A 17,666-nucleotide genomic window follows, 5' to 3' on the forward strand; every position below is an offset into this window, starting at 1 on the left:
CAGGATGGCGGTACGGTCGAAGCGAAGGGCGGGTGGCATGGGCATCGCGGAACCGTTCGACGTGGAGAGCTACCGGCGCAGCGCGCACGGCAGCCTGCACGACCACTTCTCGATCCGCGAGTTCGAGGAGGCGCCGCTGGATCGCGAGGCGATCGTCGCCTCCGCCTATCTCCGCGCTCTCGAGCACGCCGCCGTGGTCCGGGTGCTGCCGCTCGCCCGAGCGCACCCCGACCCCCGCGTCCGCTCCTTCGCGACGACCTGGGCCGCCGAGCGGCATCGCATCGCCGACGCGCTCGGCGAGGTGCTCGCGGCCTCGCCCCGCATCCGCGGCATCGACACCAGCCCCGCCGAGCCTGTCGTCCGGCGCCGGGTGCTGCTCGACCGCTCGTCCCGGCTGCTCGCGGGGCCCGTCGCCCTCTCGCTGGCGGTCGACGCGCAGATCGCGCTGCACGCGTACCGCCGGTTGGCGCGGCTGTCGCTGCACCCCGAGATGGAGCGCCTCGCCGAGACCGTCGCCGCCATCCTCGAGCGGCACGCCGACTTCTTCGGCGAGCTCGCCGCCGACGCGATCGGCCGGCCGCTCCGGCGCCGGATCGTCGCGGCGAGCGTGCTGGCCGCCGTGCGGCTGCCGGTCGGCGAGTCCGCTCTGCCGCTGGAGCTGGCGCGGGAGGGCCGCGAGCTCGTCTTCGGCCGCGACGACGGCGGGCTCGACGGGATCGACGCCGGTGTCGTCGCGCTCTACGCGCTGCCCTGCACCGCGGCGCGGCGGCTGCTGCAGCCGCACCGCTCGCTGCCGCTGCGCGCGGCGGTGCAGGCCGGCCGGATCGGCGCGGACGTGGTCGCGGGCGTGCGGGAGCTGCGGCTGCTGATCGCGGACTGAGGCGGCACAGACCGATCGGCGGTGCGGCAGGATCTGAGGTGACCGCTGGTCTGGTCCCCAGCCCCCTCGAGACGGTCGGTGCCCTCCCGTTGGGGATGTCTCTCGCTCGCCCGCGCCGGTATCCCTAGTGAAAAGGCGACACGGTGTAGACCTCCACAGGCGAGAGAGACCCGACCGGATGGCTTATCGTTACCGCTAACGCACAAAGGAGCGCCGGAGGGAGCGGGCCGGGATGTCTCATCAGCAGGTCAGAGCGGCGACCATCTACGACGTGGCGCGGGCGGCGGGAGTGTCGCATCAGACAGTGTCCCGGTTCTTGACAGGGACGGGTGGCATCCGCCCGGCGAATCGGATCCGGGTCGAGGAGGCGCTGCGGACACTGAACTACCGAACGAACGCCACAGCGCGCTCGCTCGCCACCAGGCGCACGCACCGGCTCGGGGCGCTGGTGCACGAACTTTCAGGGACCGGCCCCGGAAAGACGATGCAGGGCGCGAGTGACGCCGCCCGCCGGGCCGGCTACTCGCTCGACATCATCAGCCTGGACACCTCGGACGACGTCGAGCTCGCTGATGCGCTGGATGCGCTCGGCAGCCGGGACCTGGAGGGCATCCTCGCCACGGCGCCCACCGACGAGGTCGATGCGGCGCTGCGCACGCTCGATCTCCCGATCCCGATTCATATCGATCGCGGCGGCGAGCGGACGGGCGGCTCCTCCGCGGTCGGCACCCGGCTCGCCGTCTCGCACCTGCTGGAGCTCGGCCACCGCCGGATCGCGCACCTCGCCGGCCCCGAGCGCTGGATCTCCGCACAGGACCGCGCGCGCACCTACCGGGAGTGCATGGCCGAGGCCACGCTGGCCGCGCTTCCGCTGGTGCACGGCGACTGGTCCTCCCGATCCGGCTACGCGGCGGCTCCGCATCTCTTCGCCGACGCGGGCGTCACCGCGGTCGTCGCGGCGAACGACCGGATGGCGCTCGGGCTCCTGCTCTGGCTGCACGACAACGGTCGGCAGATACCCGGGGATGTGAGTGTCGTCGGCTTCGACGACATCGCGGAGGCCGAGTTCTTCCACCCGCCGCTGACGACCGTCCGCCAGGACTTCACCGCTATGGGCCGCGCCTCCGCGCTGGCGCTGATCGCCCTGGTCGAGGAGTCGGACCGGGCGGGCGCCGTCGACTACCCGGCACCGGAGCTCGTCGTGCGCGCGTCGACCGCCTCGCCCGCCTGACGCATCCGCTAGCCCGCGGATGCGCGATCCCGGGCGCCTCGATCACGTTTCGTGACCGGTAACGATTCACCCTTGCGGTGTCGCATACGGCGCTCTACGGTGATCCTGTCGCACAGTTCGTTACCGGTAACGAAATCGGATCCACGACGCGACGCGCCTTCTGCAGAGCCGCAGAAGATTCACGCAGGGATGAAGACACCGATGAGAACGACGAAGTTCCGCAGGCCGCTCGCGGCCGTGACCGCCCTCGCCGCCGCCGCCCTCCTGGCCGGCTGCACCGGCGCGACCAGCCCGGCCTCCACGGGCGAGACCGACGGCCCCGTCACCCTCGAGTACTGGTCGTGGGCCCCCAACATCGAGAAGATCGTCGACGTCTGGAACCAGGCGAACCCCGACATCCAGGTGGAGGTCAACACCTCGACCGGTGGCGCGGAGATCGTCGCGAAGCTCAGCGCGGCGAAGCAGGCCGGCACCCTGCCGGACCTCTCGAACACCACCTACGAGAACCTGCCGAACCTGATCACGAGCGAGATCGCCTCCGACGTCACCTCGATCATGGGTGACCGGGAGGCCGAGACGGCCGGCCCCGCCTGGGAGCTGACGACGTTCGACGACGTGAACTACGCCGTCCCGCAGGGCACGGCACCGATGTTCCTCTACTACCGCACCGACATCTTCGAGGCGAACGGCCTCACCGCTCCGACCACCTGGGAGGAGTACGCCGAGGCTGCGCGGGTGTTGCACGCCGCCGACCCGACGAAGTACCTCGCGACCTTCCCCGCGAACGACGCCCAGCTGTTCGCCGGGCTCAGTCAGCAGGCCGGCGCCGAGTGGTGGAGCCAGGAGGACGGCACCTGGACCGTCGCCATCGACGACCCCGCCTCGCAGAAGGTCGCCGACTACTGGCAGGGCCTGGTCGACGACGGCAGCCTCGCGACCTTCAAGACCTTCACCCCCGAGTGGCAGGCCGCGCTCGCCGACGGCACTCTGGCCAGCTGGCTCGGCGCGGTCTGGACTCCCCCGCTGCTGCAGAACAACGCACCCGACACCATCGGCAAGTGGGCCGCGGTGCCGATTCCGCAGTGGACCCCGTCCGACCCGAGCTCGGGAGTCCTGGGCGGCAGCGGCACGATCGTGACCACCGGCTCCGACCACCCGGAGCAGGCGCGGGAGTTCGCGCTCTGGCTGAACACCTCGACCGAGGCCCTCGAGGCGTACATCGAGTACGCCAGCATCTGGCCCGCGGCGCTCTCCGGCCGCGAGCTGCCCGAGCTGCAGCAAGCTCCGGCGCTGCTGCCTGAGCAGACCGACTTCTACGCCACCGCCGACGAGATCGATCAGATGACCGCCTCGGTGACGTGGGGCCCCAACGTCTCGGTGGCATACGACGCCTTCAACAACGCCTTCAGCGCCGCCGTCAATGAGAAGGGCAGCTTTGCGGAGGCTCTCGCGAGCGTCCAGGAGGCGACCGTCGCGGACCTCGAGAAGTCCGGCTACGACGTCGCCGGGCAGTGAGGCACCCGTGACGACCGCCGCCGCGCCCCGAACCGGGCGCCCCTCGACCCTCGCCCCTCGCGCGGCGCCCTGGTTCTTCGTCGCACCAGCGGTGCTGCTCGCCGTCGCTCTCATCGCCCTCCCGCTGCTCTACACGGTCTGGCTCAGCTTCCGCGGCAACACCGTCAGCGGGAGCGGGCTGGGGGTGAAGACGGAGTCGTTCGTCGGTTTCGACAACTACGCGCGGACCCTGTCCGACCCCGCGCTGTGGGCCGGATTCGGCCGGATGCTGACCTACGCGCTGCTCTCGGTGCCGGTCACGATGATCCTCGCGCTGGTGTTCGCGCTCCTGCTCGACAACCTCTCCACCCGATTCGGTCGGTTCTCGCGGATCGCGATCTTCGTGCCCTACGCGGTGCCGGGCGTGATCGCCGCGCTGATGTGGGGGTTCCTCTACCTCCCGGGCGTGAGCCCCTTCGTCGACGCGGCGACCGCGCTGGGGCTGCCCGCTCCGGTCTTCCTCGGGCCGGACTCTGTGTTCCTCTCGGTCGCGAACATCGCGATCTGGGGGTCGGTCGGCTTCAACATGGTGATCCTCTACACCTCGCTGCGCGGTCTGCCGTCCGAGATCTACGACGCCGCGCGCATCGACGGCTGCTCCGAGCGCCAGCTCGCGCTGCGGATCAAGCTGCCGCTGATCGTGCCGGGTGTGATCATGACCGGGCTCTTCTCCGTCATCGGAGCGCTGCAGGTCTTCTCGGAGCCGAACACGCTCGTGACGCTCACCACGGTGATCGGCTCGGACTGGGTGCCGATGATGCTGATCTATCGCGACGCCTTCGTGACCAACGACCTGTTCTCGGCCTCGGCGACCTCGGTCGTGGTCACCCTCCTCACCCTCATCGCCTCGCTCGGCCTGCTGCGGTTCCTGCAGTCACGCGCCTTCGGAGAAGACTGATCATGACCGACACCCTCACCAAGCTCCCACCCGTCCTCGAGGACCCTCGCCAGGCTGCGCAGTCGGTCCGCACCCGCCGCCGAGGCCCCACGGTCACTCGGCCACGAGCCGCGTTCTGGCCGACTGCTGTCCTGCTCGTCGGGGCCGTCTACTGCCTCCTGCCCGTCTTCTGGCTCTTCACGGCCGCGACCAAGCGCTCGGGGGAGCTCTTCACCACGTTCTCGCTCTGGCCGAGCTTCACCGGCGGGTTCCAGGAGAACTTCGCCCTGCTGCTCGGGGTGGGCAACGGCGCGTTCTGGTCCTGGTGCCTGAACAGCCTCATCTTCGCCGGCGGCGGCGGGCTGCTCGGCACCGCGGTCTCCGCCCTCGCCGGCTACGGCCTGGCGAAGTACTCCTTCCGCGGGAAGAAGCTCGTCTTCAACTTCCTGCTGATCGGGGTGCTCATCCCCGGGGTGATCCTCGCGATCCCGCAGTACCTGCTGCTCTCCTCCGTCGGGATCGCCGGCACCTACTGGTCGGTGCTGCTGCCGTGCATGATCAGCCCGTTCAGCATCTACCTCTGCCGCATCTACGCCACCGCTGTCGTGCCCACCGAGATGCTCGAGGCCGGCCGGATCGACGGGGCGAGCGAATGGCGGATCTTCTCGCGTATCGCCGTCTACCCGATGGTTCCCGGGCTGATCACCGTGTTCCTGCTGCACTTCGTCGGCATCTGGAACAACTTCCTGCTCCCCTTCATCATGCTCTCGCGCACCGAGATGTTCCCGCTGACCGTCGGCTTCTACTCGCTGATGAACCAGGGGAACGACCAGCCCAACACCTACAACGTCGTGATCATGGGATGCCTCGTCTCGACCATCCCGCTGATCGCGCTCTTCCTCTTCCTCCAGCGCTACTGGCGCCTCGACCTCGTCAGCGGATCGCTCAAGGGCTGACTGCCCTGCAGACAGCTCCATTTCGCCGACCACTTCTCACACCAAAGGATCGACATGACCACCACCGAGATCACGACCACTCCGACAGCGACCGGCAGCACCCTCCCCGACGGCGGCTGGCCCGTCATGCTCACCCCGTTCCGCGAGGACCGCTCGCTCGATTTCGAGCAGGTCGACGCCCTCACGGACTGGCTGATCGACAACGGCGCCGCCGGCATCTTCACCGTCGCGCTCTCCAGCGAGATGTACGACCTCACCGAGGAGGAGCGCCTCGCTCTCGCGACGCGGGTCGTCGCCCGCTCCGCGGGCCGCGTCCCAGTGGTCGCCTCCTCCGTCTCCTCGGGCACCCCGGAGGAGCAGGCCGCGTCCGCCGCTGCGATGGCCGCGACCGGGGTCGACGCGGTCGTGCTGATCTCCTCGCTGGTCGGCGGGCTCACCACCACTGAGGAGGAGTGGCGCGCGACGGTGCAGCACATCCTCGACACCGTGCCGGGGGTCGACTTCGGGATCTACGAGTGCCCGGTGCCGTTCAAGCGCCTGCCCTCGACCGAGAACGTCGCCTGGATGGCCAGGACCGGCCGCTTCGTCTTCTACAAGGACACCTCGCACTCGCTCGAGACCATGCAGGAGCGGCTCGCCGCGATCGCGGGCACCCGCCTGAAGCTCTACAACGCGCAGATCTCCTCCCTCACCGACTCGCTCCGCGCGGGCGCCGCTGGCCTCAGCGGCTACGCCGCGAACATCTACCCGGAGCACGTCGCCTGGCTCTGCGAGCACTACGACGACGAGCCTGTCGAGACGGCCGTCGCCGTGCAGCGCCTGCTGACCGTTGCCGAGCACACGATCAACTCGCGCTATCCCACCTCGGCGAAGTACTACCTCCGACACAGCTCGCGCCTGGCGATCGAGCCGATCAGCCGCTGGAAGCCCGAGGGGATCGGCGCCCACGAGGGCGCACCGCTGCTGGAGCTCGCTTCGTACATCCGCGACCTGCAGCTCCCCGGGTCGGTGCGAGTGGACGGCGCGCGCTAAATGATCATCGGGGCGTACCCTTCGCTGCCGAAGCACGCGCGGCGGGACACGGCGGCCTTCGTCGCCTTCCACGAGCGGATCGCAGTCGTCACCAGGTGCTCAGGATTCGAGATCCCCTACGGCAGCCGATTCATCGCCGACGAGTCCGCGCTGCTGCGGCTGCTCCGCCGCCGGGGGACGCATGCACTCACCCTGCTGCCTGCAGTGCTCGAGCGCGGGGTCGGGCTGGCGGATCCGGTCGAGGAGCGCCGAAGTGCGGCGGTCGCGCTGATACGACGGGCCGTGCAGGCGGCCTCGGCGGCGAACGACCGTGACCAGCGGCCGGTCATCGACCACGTGCTGCTCCAGTCGGCCCCACGGGCGACTCGAGGCACTGCACAGGCGGCCCGAGCGTCGTTCTCCCGAAGCCTCGCCGAGATCGCCGGATGGAACGCCCCCGGTCTGCGGTTCGTGATCGAGCACTGCGACTCCTTCGAGGGGCCGGTTCCGACGAAGGGCTTCCTCGACCTGGCGACCGAGCTCGACCTCGCCGCCCGCCACGGGTTCGGCACGGCGATCAACTGGGGACGCTCCTACCTCGAGACCCGCCGCCTCGACGGGGCGCTCGAGCACGCGCGGGCCGCACAGGGCGCCGGTACCCTGGCGGTGCTCGGCGTCTCGGGAGTGAGCGACGCGGCGACGGCGCTCGGCCCCGCGTTCAGCGACAGCCACGCTCCCGTCCGAACGGACCGCGGCGACCGCTCGTACTCGAGTCTGCTCGATGCCGACACCCTGCGGCGGTTCCTCGGGGTGGCTCCCGGAGCGCGGGTCGTCACCAAGGTCGCGGGCGGTGAGAACGCGCTGGCCGACTCGGCGCGGGCCGCCCGCGAGTATGCCGGTGGCGCGACCCTCGTTCCGGTCGAGTAGTCCCCGGGGGGCCGTTCCGAGACCCGACGTTCTCAGCAGGGCGGGCCTGCAGACATCTACTCAGACATCGATCGATCTCGATACGCCCGCTCCGCGGGCTACTCGATCAGCATGTGCCCGGCTCATCCGATCAACGGGACTGTGAGCCTCCCGATGAGCAGGTGGGCTGCCCGCTCCCGCCACACGTGCGCAGCCCGCCGCCTCGGTGGCACACCCTCGGATGCTCGTTCCATCCGATTCTCTCGCTCGACCTCCCCTCGAGCGTGCAGCAGCTGGAGCAGAACGTGGGTGCGCGAAGCGCCGCCTCTACTGCCGCTGACCTCCAGTCGATTGAGAAGGCACTAGGACACTGAGTGGCGACGTCGGGAACCGAGGCGCTCGGGGGCGGTCCGTGCGCGAGAGCGGCCCGTGCTCGTGGGCGGTCCGCGCGCTACGCGGATTCCCGCTGGACCAGGGTGACGGGCAGGATCGGCTGGCGGTCGACCTCGCGGCCCTGCATGGCGGCGACGACGGTCTCGGCGGCGAGGCGGCCCATGTCGGTCAGGGGCTGGCGGACGGTCGTGATCGGCGGGTCCGTGGTGGTCGCGATGGCGACGTCGTCGAAGCCCACGACCGAGACGTCCGTGGGCACGCGTCGTCCGGCCGCCTGGAGGACGTGGATCGCACCGTGCGCCATCAGGTCGGAGGAGGCGAAGACGCCGTCGAGGTCGGGATGGCGCTGCAGGAGGCGCACCATCGCCGTCACGCCGCTCTCGACCGTGAACAGACCGTGCGCGAGGGGCGTGTCGTCGATGCCCAGGTGCACCAGCTCGTCGTGCCAGCCGCGCAGCCGCTCGCGGGCGGGCTTCATGTCGTGGGGGCCCGCGATGATGCCGAGTCTGCGACGGCCGGCATCCGCCAGTGCGCGTGCGGCGAGCCGTCCGCCCCCGTAGTTGTCCGCGTCGATGACGATCGCGTCGTCCGCGAGATCGACCCGCGGCCGTCCCACCCACGCGATCGGCGCGGGAGAGTCCGCCAGCTCCTGGGTCACCTGCGTCATCTCGTTCTGCAGGATCACGATGGCGCCGTCGATCGCCCGCGTGCGGAGGAGCCGGGCGACGCGCCCCCTGTCGTCGTAGTCCGCGGGCAGCAGGACCGGCTGGACCCCCTGCGCGTGCAGGCTCGCCGCGGCTCCCTTCAGGACCGCCGTGAGGATCGTGCCGGGCAGGCGGTCGAGGTCCTCGAACGCGACGATCAGCCCGATCGAGCCCGCGCGTCCACCCCGCAGCAGCCGCGCGGCGCCGTTCGTCTCGTAGCCCAGCTGCTTCGCGGCGTGCTCGACGGCGGCGGCCATGCCGGCATCGACGTTGGTCCTGCCCGCGAGCACTCGAGCGGCGGTCGCGCGCGACACCCCCGCGACTCGCGCGACGTCCACCAGTGTCGGTTCAGCCATCGCGTGTCCTTCTGTTCGGAATGAGCGACCGCCACGGCGGTGACAGGACACGTCTCACGCGGGTCCCCTGTCGCGGCGTCGCGACAGCGCCACGGGTGACGCCCTCGTGCCCCAGGGACACAGGATGCCAGAGTCTGCGCGGCACCGGCTGTGCCGGAGGGGTCGCGGCTGCGCGCGGTTCGCCTGGCGTCCGATTCCCCCTCCGCCGAAACGCCCGCGTCACCTGTCTGGGGTACGGTGACCGCCGGGGTTCCGGAGGAGACGCGTGAGCAGAGCAGGACGGGTGGCACGGCGCGTCGGCGTCGGCGCTCTCGGCGCGCTCGTGCTCGCCGTCGGCGCGGGGATCCCGGTCTACGTGCTGCCGCCGGTCGATCCGGTGCCGGAGCACGCCGACGCGGTGCTCGTGCTCGGGCCGCCGACCCGCGCGCGCACCGAGCTCGGCCGCGACCTGGTCGAGGCGGGCGTGGCCGACACCCTCGTGATCTCGGTCTGGGCCTCCGATCTCTCCGCGGCTCCGGGCGAGAACGACGTGGTGGCCTGCGACGAGCCGGACATGGACGTGATCTGCTTCACCGCCGATCCCGGGACCACCCAGGGCGAGGCGCGCGCCCTCGCCGACGATGCGCGGACGGATCACTGGGACAGCGTCGTCGTCATCACGCAGACCCCGCACATCGCGCGGGCCAGGCTCCTGCTCGGCCGCTGCTTCGACGGCGAGCTGTCGATGGTGTCCTCCGGCGAGCCGTACACACTCGGCGACTGGGCCTACGAGTACGTGTACCAGACCGGGGCGTTCGCGAAGGCGCTCGTCTCGCTGGACTGCTGAGCCGACCCGCAGACCTCGGCTCGGAGACCCGGCCCGCGGACCGGACCGCCGCTCAGCCCAGCAGCTCCCGCACGTCCTCCGCGGTGATGCCGCCGGTGGCCGCCGCGCCGTCGTCGGACATGACGGCCGCGAACAGGGCGGCCTTCGCCTCCTTGAGCGCCATCACCTTCTCCTCGATGGTGTCCTTCGCGACGAGCCGGTAGACCATCACCGAGCGGGTCTGGCCGATGCGGTGCGCGCGGTCGACGGCCTGCGACTCCGTCGCCGGGTTCCACCACGGGTCGAGCAGGATGCAGTAGTCGGCCTCGGTGAGGTTGAGGCCGAAGCCGCCGGCCTTCAGCGAGATGAGGAACACGCCCGCCTCGCCGGAGCGGAAGCGGTCGATCACCTCGTCGCGCTTCTTGGTCGCCCCGTCGAGGTAGGCGTACTCGACGCCCGCCGCATCGAGCCGGCCGCGCACCCGCCCGAGGAAGCGGGTGAACTGGCTGAACACCAGCACCCGGTGCCCCTCGGCGAGCGCATCGGCGAGCAGCTCGTCGAGCAGGTCGAGCTTGGTGGAGGGCACGGTCGCGTGCGCCTCGTCGACCAGGGCGGCGTCGAGCGCGACCTGGCGGAGCACGGTGAGGGCGCGGAAGATCGCGAAGCGGTTCTTCTCGAAGTCGCCGATCAGCCCGAGCACGCGCTGCCGCTCGCGGGCGAGGTAGGTGTCGTAGACCTTGCGCTGCCGGGTGCCGAGCTCGACCTCGATGGTCTGCTCCTGCTTCGGCGGCAGCTCGGTGGCGACGAGCTCCTTGGTGCGGCGGAGCATCAGCGGGCGGATGCGGCGGCGCAGCTGGCTGAGGCGCTCGGTGTCCGCGTCGCGCTCGATCGGCTTCTGGTAGTACTCGGCGAAGCCGGCCGGCGAGGGGAAGAGGCCCGGAGCGACGATCGACAGGAGCGACCACAGCTCCATCACGTTGTTCTCCATCGGGGTGCCCGTGATGGCGAGCTTGAACGGCACGTCGAGGCGCCGGGCGAGCTGGTGGGTCGCCGACTGCCGGTTCTTCACGAACTGCGCCTCGTCGAGCAGGAAGCCGGACCACTGGATCCCCGCGTAGGACTCGTAGTCGAGGCGGAACAGGGCGTAGGAGGTGACGACCAGCTCGGCCTCGCCGATCATCGTCGAGAGCGCCTTGCGCTTCTTCTTCGAGGTCTCGTCGACGCCCACCACGCGCAGGCCCGGGGCGAAGCGCTTGGCCTCCCCCACCCAGTTGGGCACGACGCTCGTCGGGGCGACGACGAGGAACGGGCGCGGCGAGGTGCCGGCACCCTCCGCGGCCGCCCGCTGCTCCTGCATCACCCGGGTGACGAGCGCGAGCGACTGCACGGTCTTGCCGAGGCCCATGTCGTCGGCGAGGACGCCGCCGAGCTGGTTGTCGTAGAGGAAGGACAGCCAGTCGTAGCCGAGCTGCTGGTAGGGCCGCAGCTCGACCGCGAAGCCCTCGGGCAGGGCGCGCGACTCGAGCGCGCCGGTGGCGGTGAAGCCGGAGAGGCCCTCGACGGAGCGGCGCCACACGGCGGCCTGCGCCTCGACCACGCCGAGCTCGACCAGCTCGTCCCAGAGCGAGGACTGGAAGCGGCTGATCCGGAGCGTCTCGGTCGGGTCGTCGGAGAGCTCGCGCGCCTCGGCGATCAGCTCGCGGAGGCGGCCGAAGCGCTCGTCGTCGAGCGCGAAGTAGACGCCGCTCGGCAGCACCATGTACTCGTCGCCGCGCGCCAGGGCGAGGAAGATCTCGGCGAGCGGGACGGCCTCGTCGTTGACGGTGACCGAGATCTCGAGGTTGAACCAGTCGCGGCTGTCGGGCTGGGCGACCGTCTGCACGGCGACGACCGGGGCCGTCTCGGCCTCGCGGTACTCGACGCGCTGGCCGATCTCCTCGATCTCGACGGTGCCGAGCTCGCGCAGGCGCTCGACCTCGCCGGTGAGGAAGCCGACGGTCTGCATGCCGCGCAGGTCGAAGGTGGGGCGGAGGCGGCGGCTGGAGGGCGAGACCAGGGCGGGCGTCGACTCCGGGTCGATGCCGGCGCCGCCGAGCGAGTCGAGGATCCTCTGCTCGGCCTCGGCGTCGCGGTAGCCGGACTCGTCGTCCAGGCGCAGCGGGAGGCGCTCGGCCTCGGCGCCGCGCGCGCCCTCGATCCCGTAGCGCCACCACCAGGAGCCGCGCAGTCCCGCGCCCTCGGTGTGCTCGAGGGTGAGGCCGAGCCGCGGCTCGGGGACGGGCGGCGCCTCGAAGGAGCCGTCGAGCGACACGATGTCGAAGAGGCGGTGCAGGCGCTGGTAGTGCTCGGTGAGGAAGGCCGACTCCTCCTGCTCCGGGATGCGGATGGGCTCGCTGCTCCAGAGGAAGGTGCGCGCGGACGAGACCAGCGGGGCCGCGAACGGCACGAGCGTGACGGGCCGGCCGCGCAGCTCGTCGCCCTCGTCCCAGGTGTAGAGGCCGACGGCGGGGTCGCCGATGAAGCCGAAGTGCTCGGGCGCGGGGTGGTCGCCGATCGCGACGAGCGAGCGCAGCTCGAGACCGGCCGGGGTGCGGGTGACGTCGATGGACGCGGTCGCGGTGGTATCGAGGATCTTCAGCGGGGTCTGGTCGCGGTCGCCCATCACCAGGCCGATGCCGGCGCGGACGGCGCCATGCAGGGCCGCCCAGATCGCCTCGCTGCGGCACTGGTCGAGGTAGAGCCAGGTGTCGGGCGAGTAGTAGCTCGAGGCGCTGTGCCCCGAGAGCAGGCCCTGCATCTCGCGGACGACGTCGATCTGGCGCTCGTCGTAGTCGTGGCTGTAGTGCAGGTAGCCGAGGTCGCGCCAGCTGGTGCCGGTGCGCACCCAGCGGTCGCGGTCGCCCATCCGCACCGGGCGGACGCCGAGGCGCGGGCGCGGCTCGGGCGGCGGTCGGTAGCTGTTGTAGCGGCCGGGCGGGCGGCGCACGGGCTCGCCGGGCAGCAGCTCGAACTGGAGGCCGAGCGGGATGCCGGAGTGCGAGCGCTCGGCGCCGGCGAGCAGCGGGGCGAGGGCGCTGCGCCACTCCGGGACCGCGTCGACGGCGGCCTCGCCGGGGAACGGACCGCTCAGGGCGCCCTCGCGCTCGCGGCGGAGCGCCTCGACCAGGACGGCCGCGACGTGCTTGCACTCGTGCTTGACCGGGCAGCTGCAGGCGCCGCCGAGGAGGATCGAGTGATCGCCCTCGTCGCGCAGCTGCACGCTGACCGCGTAGGGCGAGCGGCCGGAGCCGCGGACCTGGCCGAAGAGCCGGGTGCGGCCGCCGAACCACTGCAGCTCGGCGACGCGGCCCTCGTCGGCGTAGGCGGTGCCCTTCTCGAGGGCGGCGGTGCCGACGAGGCCCCGGATGTCCTGCTCGCTGAACGGCTCGCGTCCCTCGGCCCCGGGCGCGGCCGAGGAGGGCAGCACCTCTTCGGGGGGACTCTGGCGGGCCATGGACCTCACGCTCTCCGCGCACCGACCGGAGCGCATCCGTCCATTCAACCCGATTCCGGAGGCGCCGGGAGCCGCGGGGCGGGATCCGGGCACTCCGCACCCGCTCCTACGATGGACGGATGCCCCGCCTGTCGATCGTCTCGGCGCACACCTCGCCCCTCGAGCAGCCCTCGACCGGCGACGCCGGCGGGATGAACGTGTACCTCGCCGGGGTGCTGCCCGAGCTCGCGGCGCTCGGCTGGGACGTCACCGTGCTCACCCGCGGCGAGGGCGTGCGGCGCCTGGCGCCGGGCGTCTCGGTGGTCGGGGTGCCGGTCGAGGCGGCGGACAAGTACGCGCTCGCCGCCTCCGCCCCCGCGTTCGCCGCAGCGGCCGCGGGCGCCGACGTCGTGCACTCGCACTACTGGGTCTCCGGGCTCGCGGGCGCGCTGACCGGCGCGCCGCACGTGCACTCGATGCACTCGAACTCGCTGGCGAAGAACGTGCGGCTGGTGCCGGGCGACGTGCAGGAGCCGGAGGAGCGGATCCGCGCCGAGCGCTCGGTGCTGGCCTCGGCCGACGCGGTGGTGGTGGCGGGGGCCTCGGAGCGGTCGGACGTCGTGGGCGGCTACGGGGTGGATCCGGCGCGCGTGGTGGTCGTGCCGCCGGGGGTGGACGCGCGATTCTCGCCGGGTGCGGCCGAGCGCGCCCTCGAGATCGTGCTGCTCGGGCGGGTGCAGCCGCTGAAGGGGCAGCTGCTGGCGGTGCAGGCGCTCGCGGATATCCCCGTCGACGAGCGGCCGCTGCTGCGGCTGGCCGGCGGGCCGGCGCCGGGGCGCGAGGGGTACCTGGAGGAGGTGCGCGCGGCGGCGCGGGAGCTCGGGGTGGGCGAGTGGGTGCGCTTCGAGGGGGTGGCCGACCGCGAGCAGGCGGCGGTGCTGCTGCGGGGCGCGCGGCTCGCGCTGGTGCCCTCGGCGGCGGAGACGTTCGGGCTGATCGCGCTCGAGGCGGCGGCGAGCGCGACGCCGGTGCTCGCCCGGCGGACGACCGGGCTGGTCGACGCGGTGCGCGACGGCGAGAGCGGCGTGCTGATCGACTCCGGCGACCCCGCGGCGTGGGCGGCGGAGATCCGCCGACTGCTGGGCGACGACGCCGAGCTCGCGCGCCTCGGCCGCGGCGGCGTGCAGTGGGCTGCCGCCCACAGCTGGGCGGCGGCGGCCGCGCGCCTGGATGCGGTGTACCGCGGCCTGATGCCGACCGAGTAGCCCGCCCACATCTGTTGATCGAGTAGCCCTCGCAGAGGGCGTATCGAGATCCACGCGATCCGACAGGTGGCCCGCTCCATGTTGATCGAGTAGCCCTCGCAGAGGGCGTATCGAGATCCACCGTCGTTCGATGGGTGGGTCTCGATACGCCGCTGCGCGGCTACTCGACCAGCATGGGGAGGCCGCTAGTCGGCGATGGCCGCCGCGCCCGGGTCGAAGTGGGCGCCGCGGGTGGAGCGGTACCAGGGGGCGAGGCGGTCGGGCGAGACGGCGACCATGGCGGCGCCGGTGAAGCCGGCGTCGTTGCCGAAGCGGGCCGAGACGATCTCGGTGCCGAGGTCGAGGAAGCGGGCGAACTCGTCGAAGACGTGCGCCGCCGCTCCGCCGATCACGAAGAGCTGCGGTGAGAGCAGCATCTCGAGGTGCCGGTAGTACACGTTGAGGCGGCCCGCCCACTCCTCGAGCGTGATGCCCTCGCGACGGACGGCGGAGAAGCCGACCCGCGGCTCGAAGTCGGGGCCGTCGATGTGCACGTGGCCGAGCTCGGAGTTGGGGATGACCTCGCCCTCGTAGACCAGCGCGGTGCCGATCCCGGTGCCGAGCGTGGTGAGCAGGCACAGGCCCTCGCGGTCGCGCATCGCGCCGAACTCGCGCTCGGCGACGCCGGCCGCGTCCGCGTCGTTCACGACGACGACGTCCACGCCGGTCGCCTCCGACAGCAGCGCCTGCGCGTCGATCCCGACCCAGCGCTGCGAGACGTGGGTGGTCTGGCGCACGATGCCGCCGCGGACGATGCCGGGGAAGCCGACGCCGACGGGCGTGCCCGCGATCGGCGAGACGTCGCGCACGATGCCGGCGATGGCCGCGGCGAAGTCCTCGGGCTCCTTGCCGACCGGGTTCGCGACGGCGAACCGGCGGGCGGCGCGCTCGCCGGTCGTCACGTCGACGAGGGAGGCCTTGATCGAGGTGCCGCCGATGTCGACGCCGACGGCGAAGCGCGGGAGGAGGCCGTCGTGGGGCTGGGTCACGGATGCTCCGTCTGGGGAAGTGGTGGCGAGGACTGGCCTCGGCTCGCGGGAACGCGGACGGCTCGTCGGATCACGGGATCCTGACGAGCCGAGAGCGAGTCTACGAGCCGGAGGTCGGAGCGGGCTCCGAGGTGGCGGCGAGAGCGTCCAGGAGGTAGGCGATCACCGGCTCGTAGAGGTGGACGGCGAGGCCGTCGTCGATCGGCACGACCACCTCGATCGAGCCCTGCGCCTCGGCGACGAAGACCGCCGGGTCGTTGCAGTCGGCGATCGCGATGGTCGGCAGACCGCGCCGGCCGGCGGCGCCCGCCCAGCCGTGGTCGGCGACGACGAGATCGGGGCGGATCCCGAGCGCGTCGAGCTCGTCCAGCAGCGCGTTCATCGGCTCGGGCGAGTGGGTGTGCTGGAGGCTGCCACCGCGGTAGGCGCAGGTCACGCCGCCGGTGCACCACAGCCGCTGGTGCTCGTCGGCCAGGGGCACGACGAAGCCGTCGGGCCGGGCGGAGGGGAGCTCGTTCGTGTCGACGACGCGGGCGCCCGCCGCCGTCGCGGCCGCGGCGAGGCGGCGGTAGACGTCCATCAGCGTCGCGGGGTGCGCGGTGGCGAAGAGGATCAGCGCGCCCTCCCGCACGGCCCGGGCGAGGCGATCGCGGTAGGCGCCGAGCGCGGCGACCGTGAGCGCGGCGTCGATGCGGTCCTGCCCGTGCTCGAAGGCGGGGTCGGTGCTGATGCCGACCCGCTCCCCCATCAGGGCGAGCAGGCTCTCGACGTCCCAGTGCTCGGCGACATCGACGCCGTAGAGGTGGGCGGGCTCGCGGGCGGCGAGGCGACGGAGGTTGCCGAGGTTGCTGGCGCGGCCGGTGAGGACGGCGCCGGTGAGGAGCGAGGCGTCGAGGGTCGCGGCGAGCTCGGCGGCGGACAGCGTCATGCGGAGGGGCCTTCCGGTGGGGGTCCCTCGAGCGTAGTTCGAAACCCGTACTTGACGAGTGACTGTCGCCGATATATCGTTACTACATCGCCGACAGATCGTGAGCACTCGCTCCGACGGGCGATCCGGATTTCGAGAGGAATCCCCTGACACGAGACGAGACACCATGAACACCAGGAACTCCTTCCACGACCACAGCGACCGCTTCGACCGCTCGCACGGCGACCACGGCCACGGCGGTCACGACCAGCCCGGCCGCCGCGAGCGTCGCGGCCCCGGCGGACACGGCCGCGGTTTCGGCCCCGGCTTCGGCTTCGGCCCGGGCTTCGGCGGCTTCGGCCCCGGCTTCGGCGGCCCCGGCTTCGGCCGAGGCGGCGGACGGGCCCGTCGCGGCGACGTCCGCGCCGCCCTCCTCTCCCTCCTCGCCGAGAAGTCCTCGAACGGCTACGGCCTGATCAAGGCGATCGCCGAGAAGACCAACGGCTCGTGGCGCCCCAGCCCGGGCTCGGTCTACCCCACGCTCCAGCAGCTCGTCGACGAGGGCCTCATCACGGCCGTCGGCGAGGGCCGCGGCACCGAGTACCAGCTCACCGACGCGGGCGGCACCTACGTGCGCGAGCACGCCGACGAGCTCACCGCGGCCTGGGAGGCGACTCCCGGCGCCAGTGACGCGGACCGCGAGTTCGTCGAGAACATCGGCAAGCTGATGGGCGTCGTCCAGCAGTTCCGCGGGGCCTCGGAGGCGCAGCGCGCCGCCGCCTCCGCGAAGCTCGACGAGACCCGCCGCGCGCTGTACCTCATCCTCGCGGACTGACCGCGAGCGGAACCGTGCTGGGCGAGCAGCCCCGCAGGAGCCCCCTTCCATGCTGGTCGAGTAGCCCCGGAGGGGCGTATCGAGACCGACGCTTGCACAGGGTGGATCTCGATACGCCCGCGCCGCGGGCTACTCGATCAGCATGGAAGCGCCGCCCGCTGCGCAGGCGCTGGCGTGCGATGCACCCATGCCAGCCGAGCAGCCCGGCGGGGCCGCCAGCATGCTGGTCGAGTAGCCCCGCAGGGGCGTATCGAGACCCACGCCTGCAGACGGCGGATCTCGATACGCCCGCGCAGCGGGCTACTCGATCAGCATGAAGGCGCGAGCGGCTGGCGTGAGGCACACCCTCATGCCAGCCGAGCAGCGCCGCAGCGCCAGCATGCTGGTCGAGTAGCCCCGCAGGGGCGTATCGAGACCCACGCTTGCACACGGCGGATCTCGATACGCCCGCGCCGCGGGCTACTCGATCACCATGAAAGAGGGTGC

At 71.9% G+C, this 17,666-nt stretch carries 14 protein-coding genes; 10 read left to right on the plus strand and 4 right to left on the minus strand.

From position 1 onward, the window contains the following. Positions 1–37: 37 nt before the first annotated feature. From HQQ82_RS08045 to HQQ82_RS08075, 7 genes are all read left to right on the plus strand, one after another. Positions 38–880 (plus strand): ferritin-like domain-containing protein, encoded by an 843-nt coding sequence (locus HQQ82_RS08045; RefSeq protein WP_173232531.1) that lies wholly within the window; start codon positions 38–40, stop codon positions 878–880. A gap of 232 nt (positions 881–1,112) precedes the next feature. After that, entirely contained in the window at positions 1,113–2,111 is a 999-nt protein-coding gene (locus HQQ82_RS08050) for a LacI family DNA-binding transcriptional regulator (protein WP_173232532.1), read from the plus strand. A gap of 201 nt (positions 2,112–2,312) precedes the next feature. Next, the gene (locus HQQ82_RS08055; protein ID WP_173232533.1) at positions 2,313–3,626 is read left to right on the plus strand and encodes an ABC transporter substrate-binding protein; all 1,314 of its coding nucleotides are present in this window, start codon (positions 2,313–2,315) and stop codon (positions 3,624–3,626) included. Between the two features lie 7 nt (positions 3,627–3,633). Then, the gene (locus HQQ82_RS08060) at positions 3,634–4,563 is read left to right on the plus strand and encodes a carbohydrate ABC transporter permease (RefSeq protein WP_367947876.1); all 930 of its coding nucleotides are present in this window, start codon (positions 3,634–3,636) and stop codon (positions 4,561–4,563) included. 2 nt (positions 4,564–4,565) lie between these two features. After that, positions 4,566–5,498 (plus strand): carbohydrate ABC transporter permease, encoded by a 933-nt coding sequence (locus HQQ82_RS08065; RefSeq protein ID WP_173232535.1) that lies wholly within the window; start codon positions 4,566–4,568, stop codon positions 5,496–5,498. Positions 5,499–5,552: 54 nt separating this feature from the next. Further along, on the plus strand, positions 5,553–6,530 hold the full coding sequence (locus tag HQQ82_RS08070; RefSeq protein ID WP_173232536.1) for a dihydrodipicolinate synthase family protein: 978 nt from the start codon (positions 5,553–5,555) through the stop codon (positions 6,528–6,530). Then, a complete protein-coding gene (locus HQQ82_RS08075) occupies positions 6,531–7,436 on the plus strand; it encodes a DUF4862 family protein (RefSeq protein WP_173232537.1) in 906 nt (301 codons plus the stop codon). A 430-nt stretch (positions 7,437–7,866) separates the two neighbouring features. On the opposite strand, the gene HQQ82_RS08080 is transcribed toward HQQ82_RS08075, so the two are convergent. Further along, entirely contained in the window at positions 7,867–8,868 is a 1,002-nt protein-coding gene (locus HQQ82_RS08080) for a LacI family DNA-binding transcriptional regulator (protein ID WP_173232538.1), read from the minus strand. Between the two features lie 265 nt (positions 8,869–9,133). Here HQQ82_RS08080 and HQQ82_RS08085 point away from each other — a divergent pair, with 265 nt between their 5' ends. Next, positions 9,134–9,694: a YdcF family protein gene (locus tag HQQ82_RS08085; protein ID WP_173232539.1), complete on the plus strand. Its 561-nt coding sequence runs from the start codon at positions 9,134–9,136 to the stop codon at positions 9,692–9,694. Positions 9,695–9,746: 52 nt separating this feature from the next. On the opposite strand, the gene HQQ82_RS08090 is transcribed toward HQQ82_RS08085, so the two are convergent. Further along, the gene (locus HQQ82_RS08090; RefSeq protein WP_173232540.1) at positions 9,747–13,166 is read right to left on the minus strand and encodes an SNF2-related protein; all 3,420 of its coding nucleotides are present in this window, start codon (positions 13,164–13,166) and stop codon (positions 9,747–9,749) included. Positions 13,167–13,285: 119 nt separating this feature from the next. On the opposite strand from HQQ82_RS08090, the gene HQQ82_RS08095 reads away from it, so the two are divergent. Further along, on the plus strand, positions 13,286–14,410 hold the full coding sequence (locus HQQ82_RS08095; protein ID WP_173232541.1) for a glycosyltransferase: 1,125 nt from the start codon (positions 13,286–13,288) through the stop codon (positions 14,408–14,410). Positions 14,411–14,595: 185 nt separating this feature from the next. Here HQQ82_RS08095 and HQQ82_RS08100 read toward each other — a convergent pair whose 3' ends face one another. Beyond that, positions 14,596–15,438: an ROK family protein gene (locus HQQ82_RS08100; protein ID WP_173232542.1), complete on the minus strand. Its 843-nt coding sequence runs from the start codon at positions 15,436–15,438 to the stop codon at positions 14,596–14,598. Between the two features lie 100 nt (positions 15,439–15,538). Continuing rightward, complete coding sequence (locus HQQ82_RS08105) at positions 15,539–16,366, minus strand: phosphatase (protein WP_173232543.1); 828 nt, start codon at positions 16,364–16,366, stop codon at positions 15,539–15,541. A gap of 166 nt (positions 16,367–16,532) precedes the next feature. On the opposite strand from HQQ82_RS08105, the gene HQQ82_RS08110 reads away from it, so the two are divergent. Further along, the gene (locus tag HQQ82_RS08110) at positions 16,533–17,180 is read left to right on the plus strand and encodes a PadR family transcriptional regulator (RefSeq protein ID WP_173232544.1); all 648 of its coding nucleotides are present in this window, start codon (positions 16,533–16,535) and stop codon (positions 17,178–17,180) included. Positions 17,181–17,666 lie beyond the last annotated feature (486 nt).

This window comes from Rathayibacter sp. VKM Ac-2856 (genome assembly GCF_013205055.1).
GTDB lineage: Bacteria > Actinomycetota > Actinomycetes > Actinomycetales > Microbacteriaceae > Rathayibacter.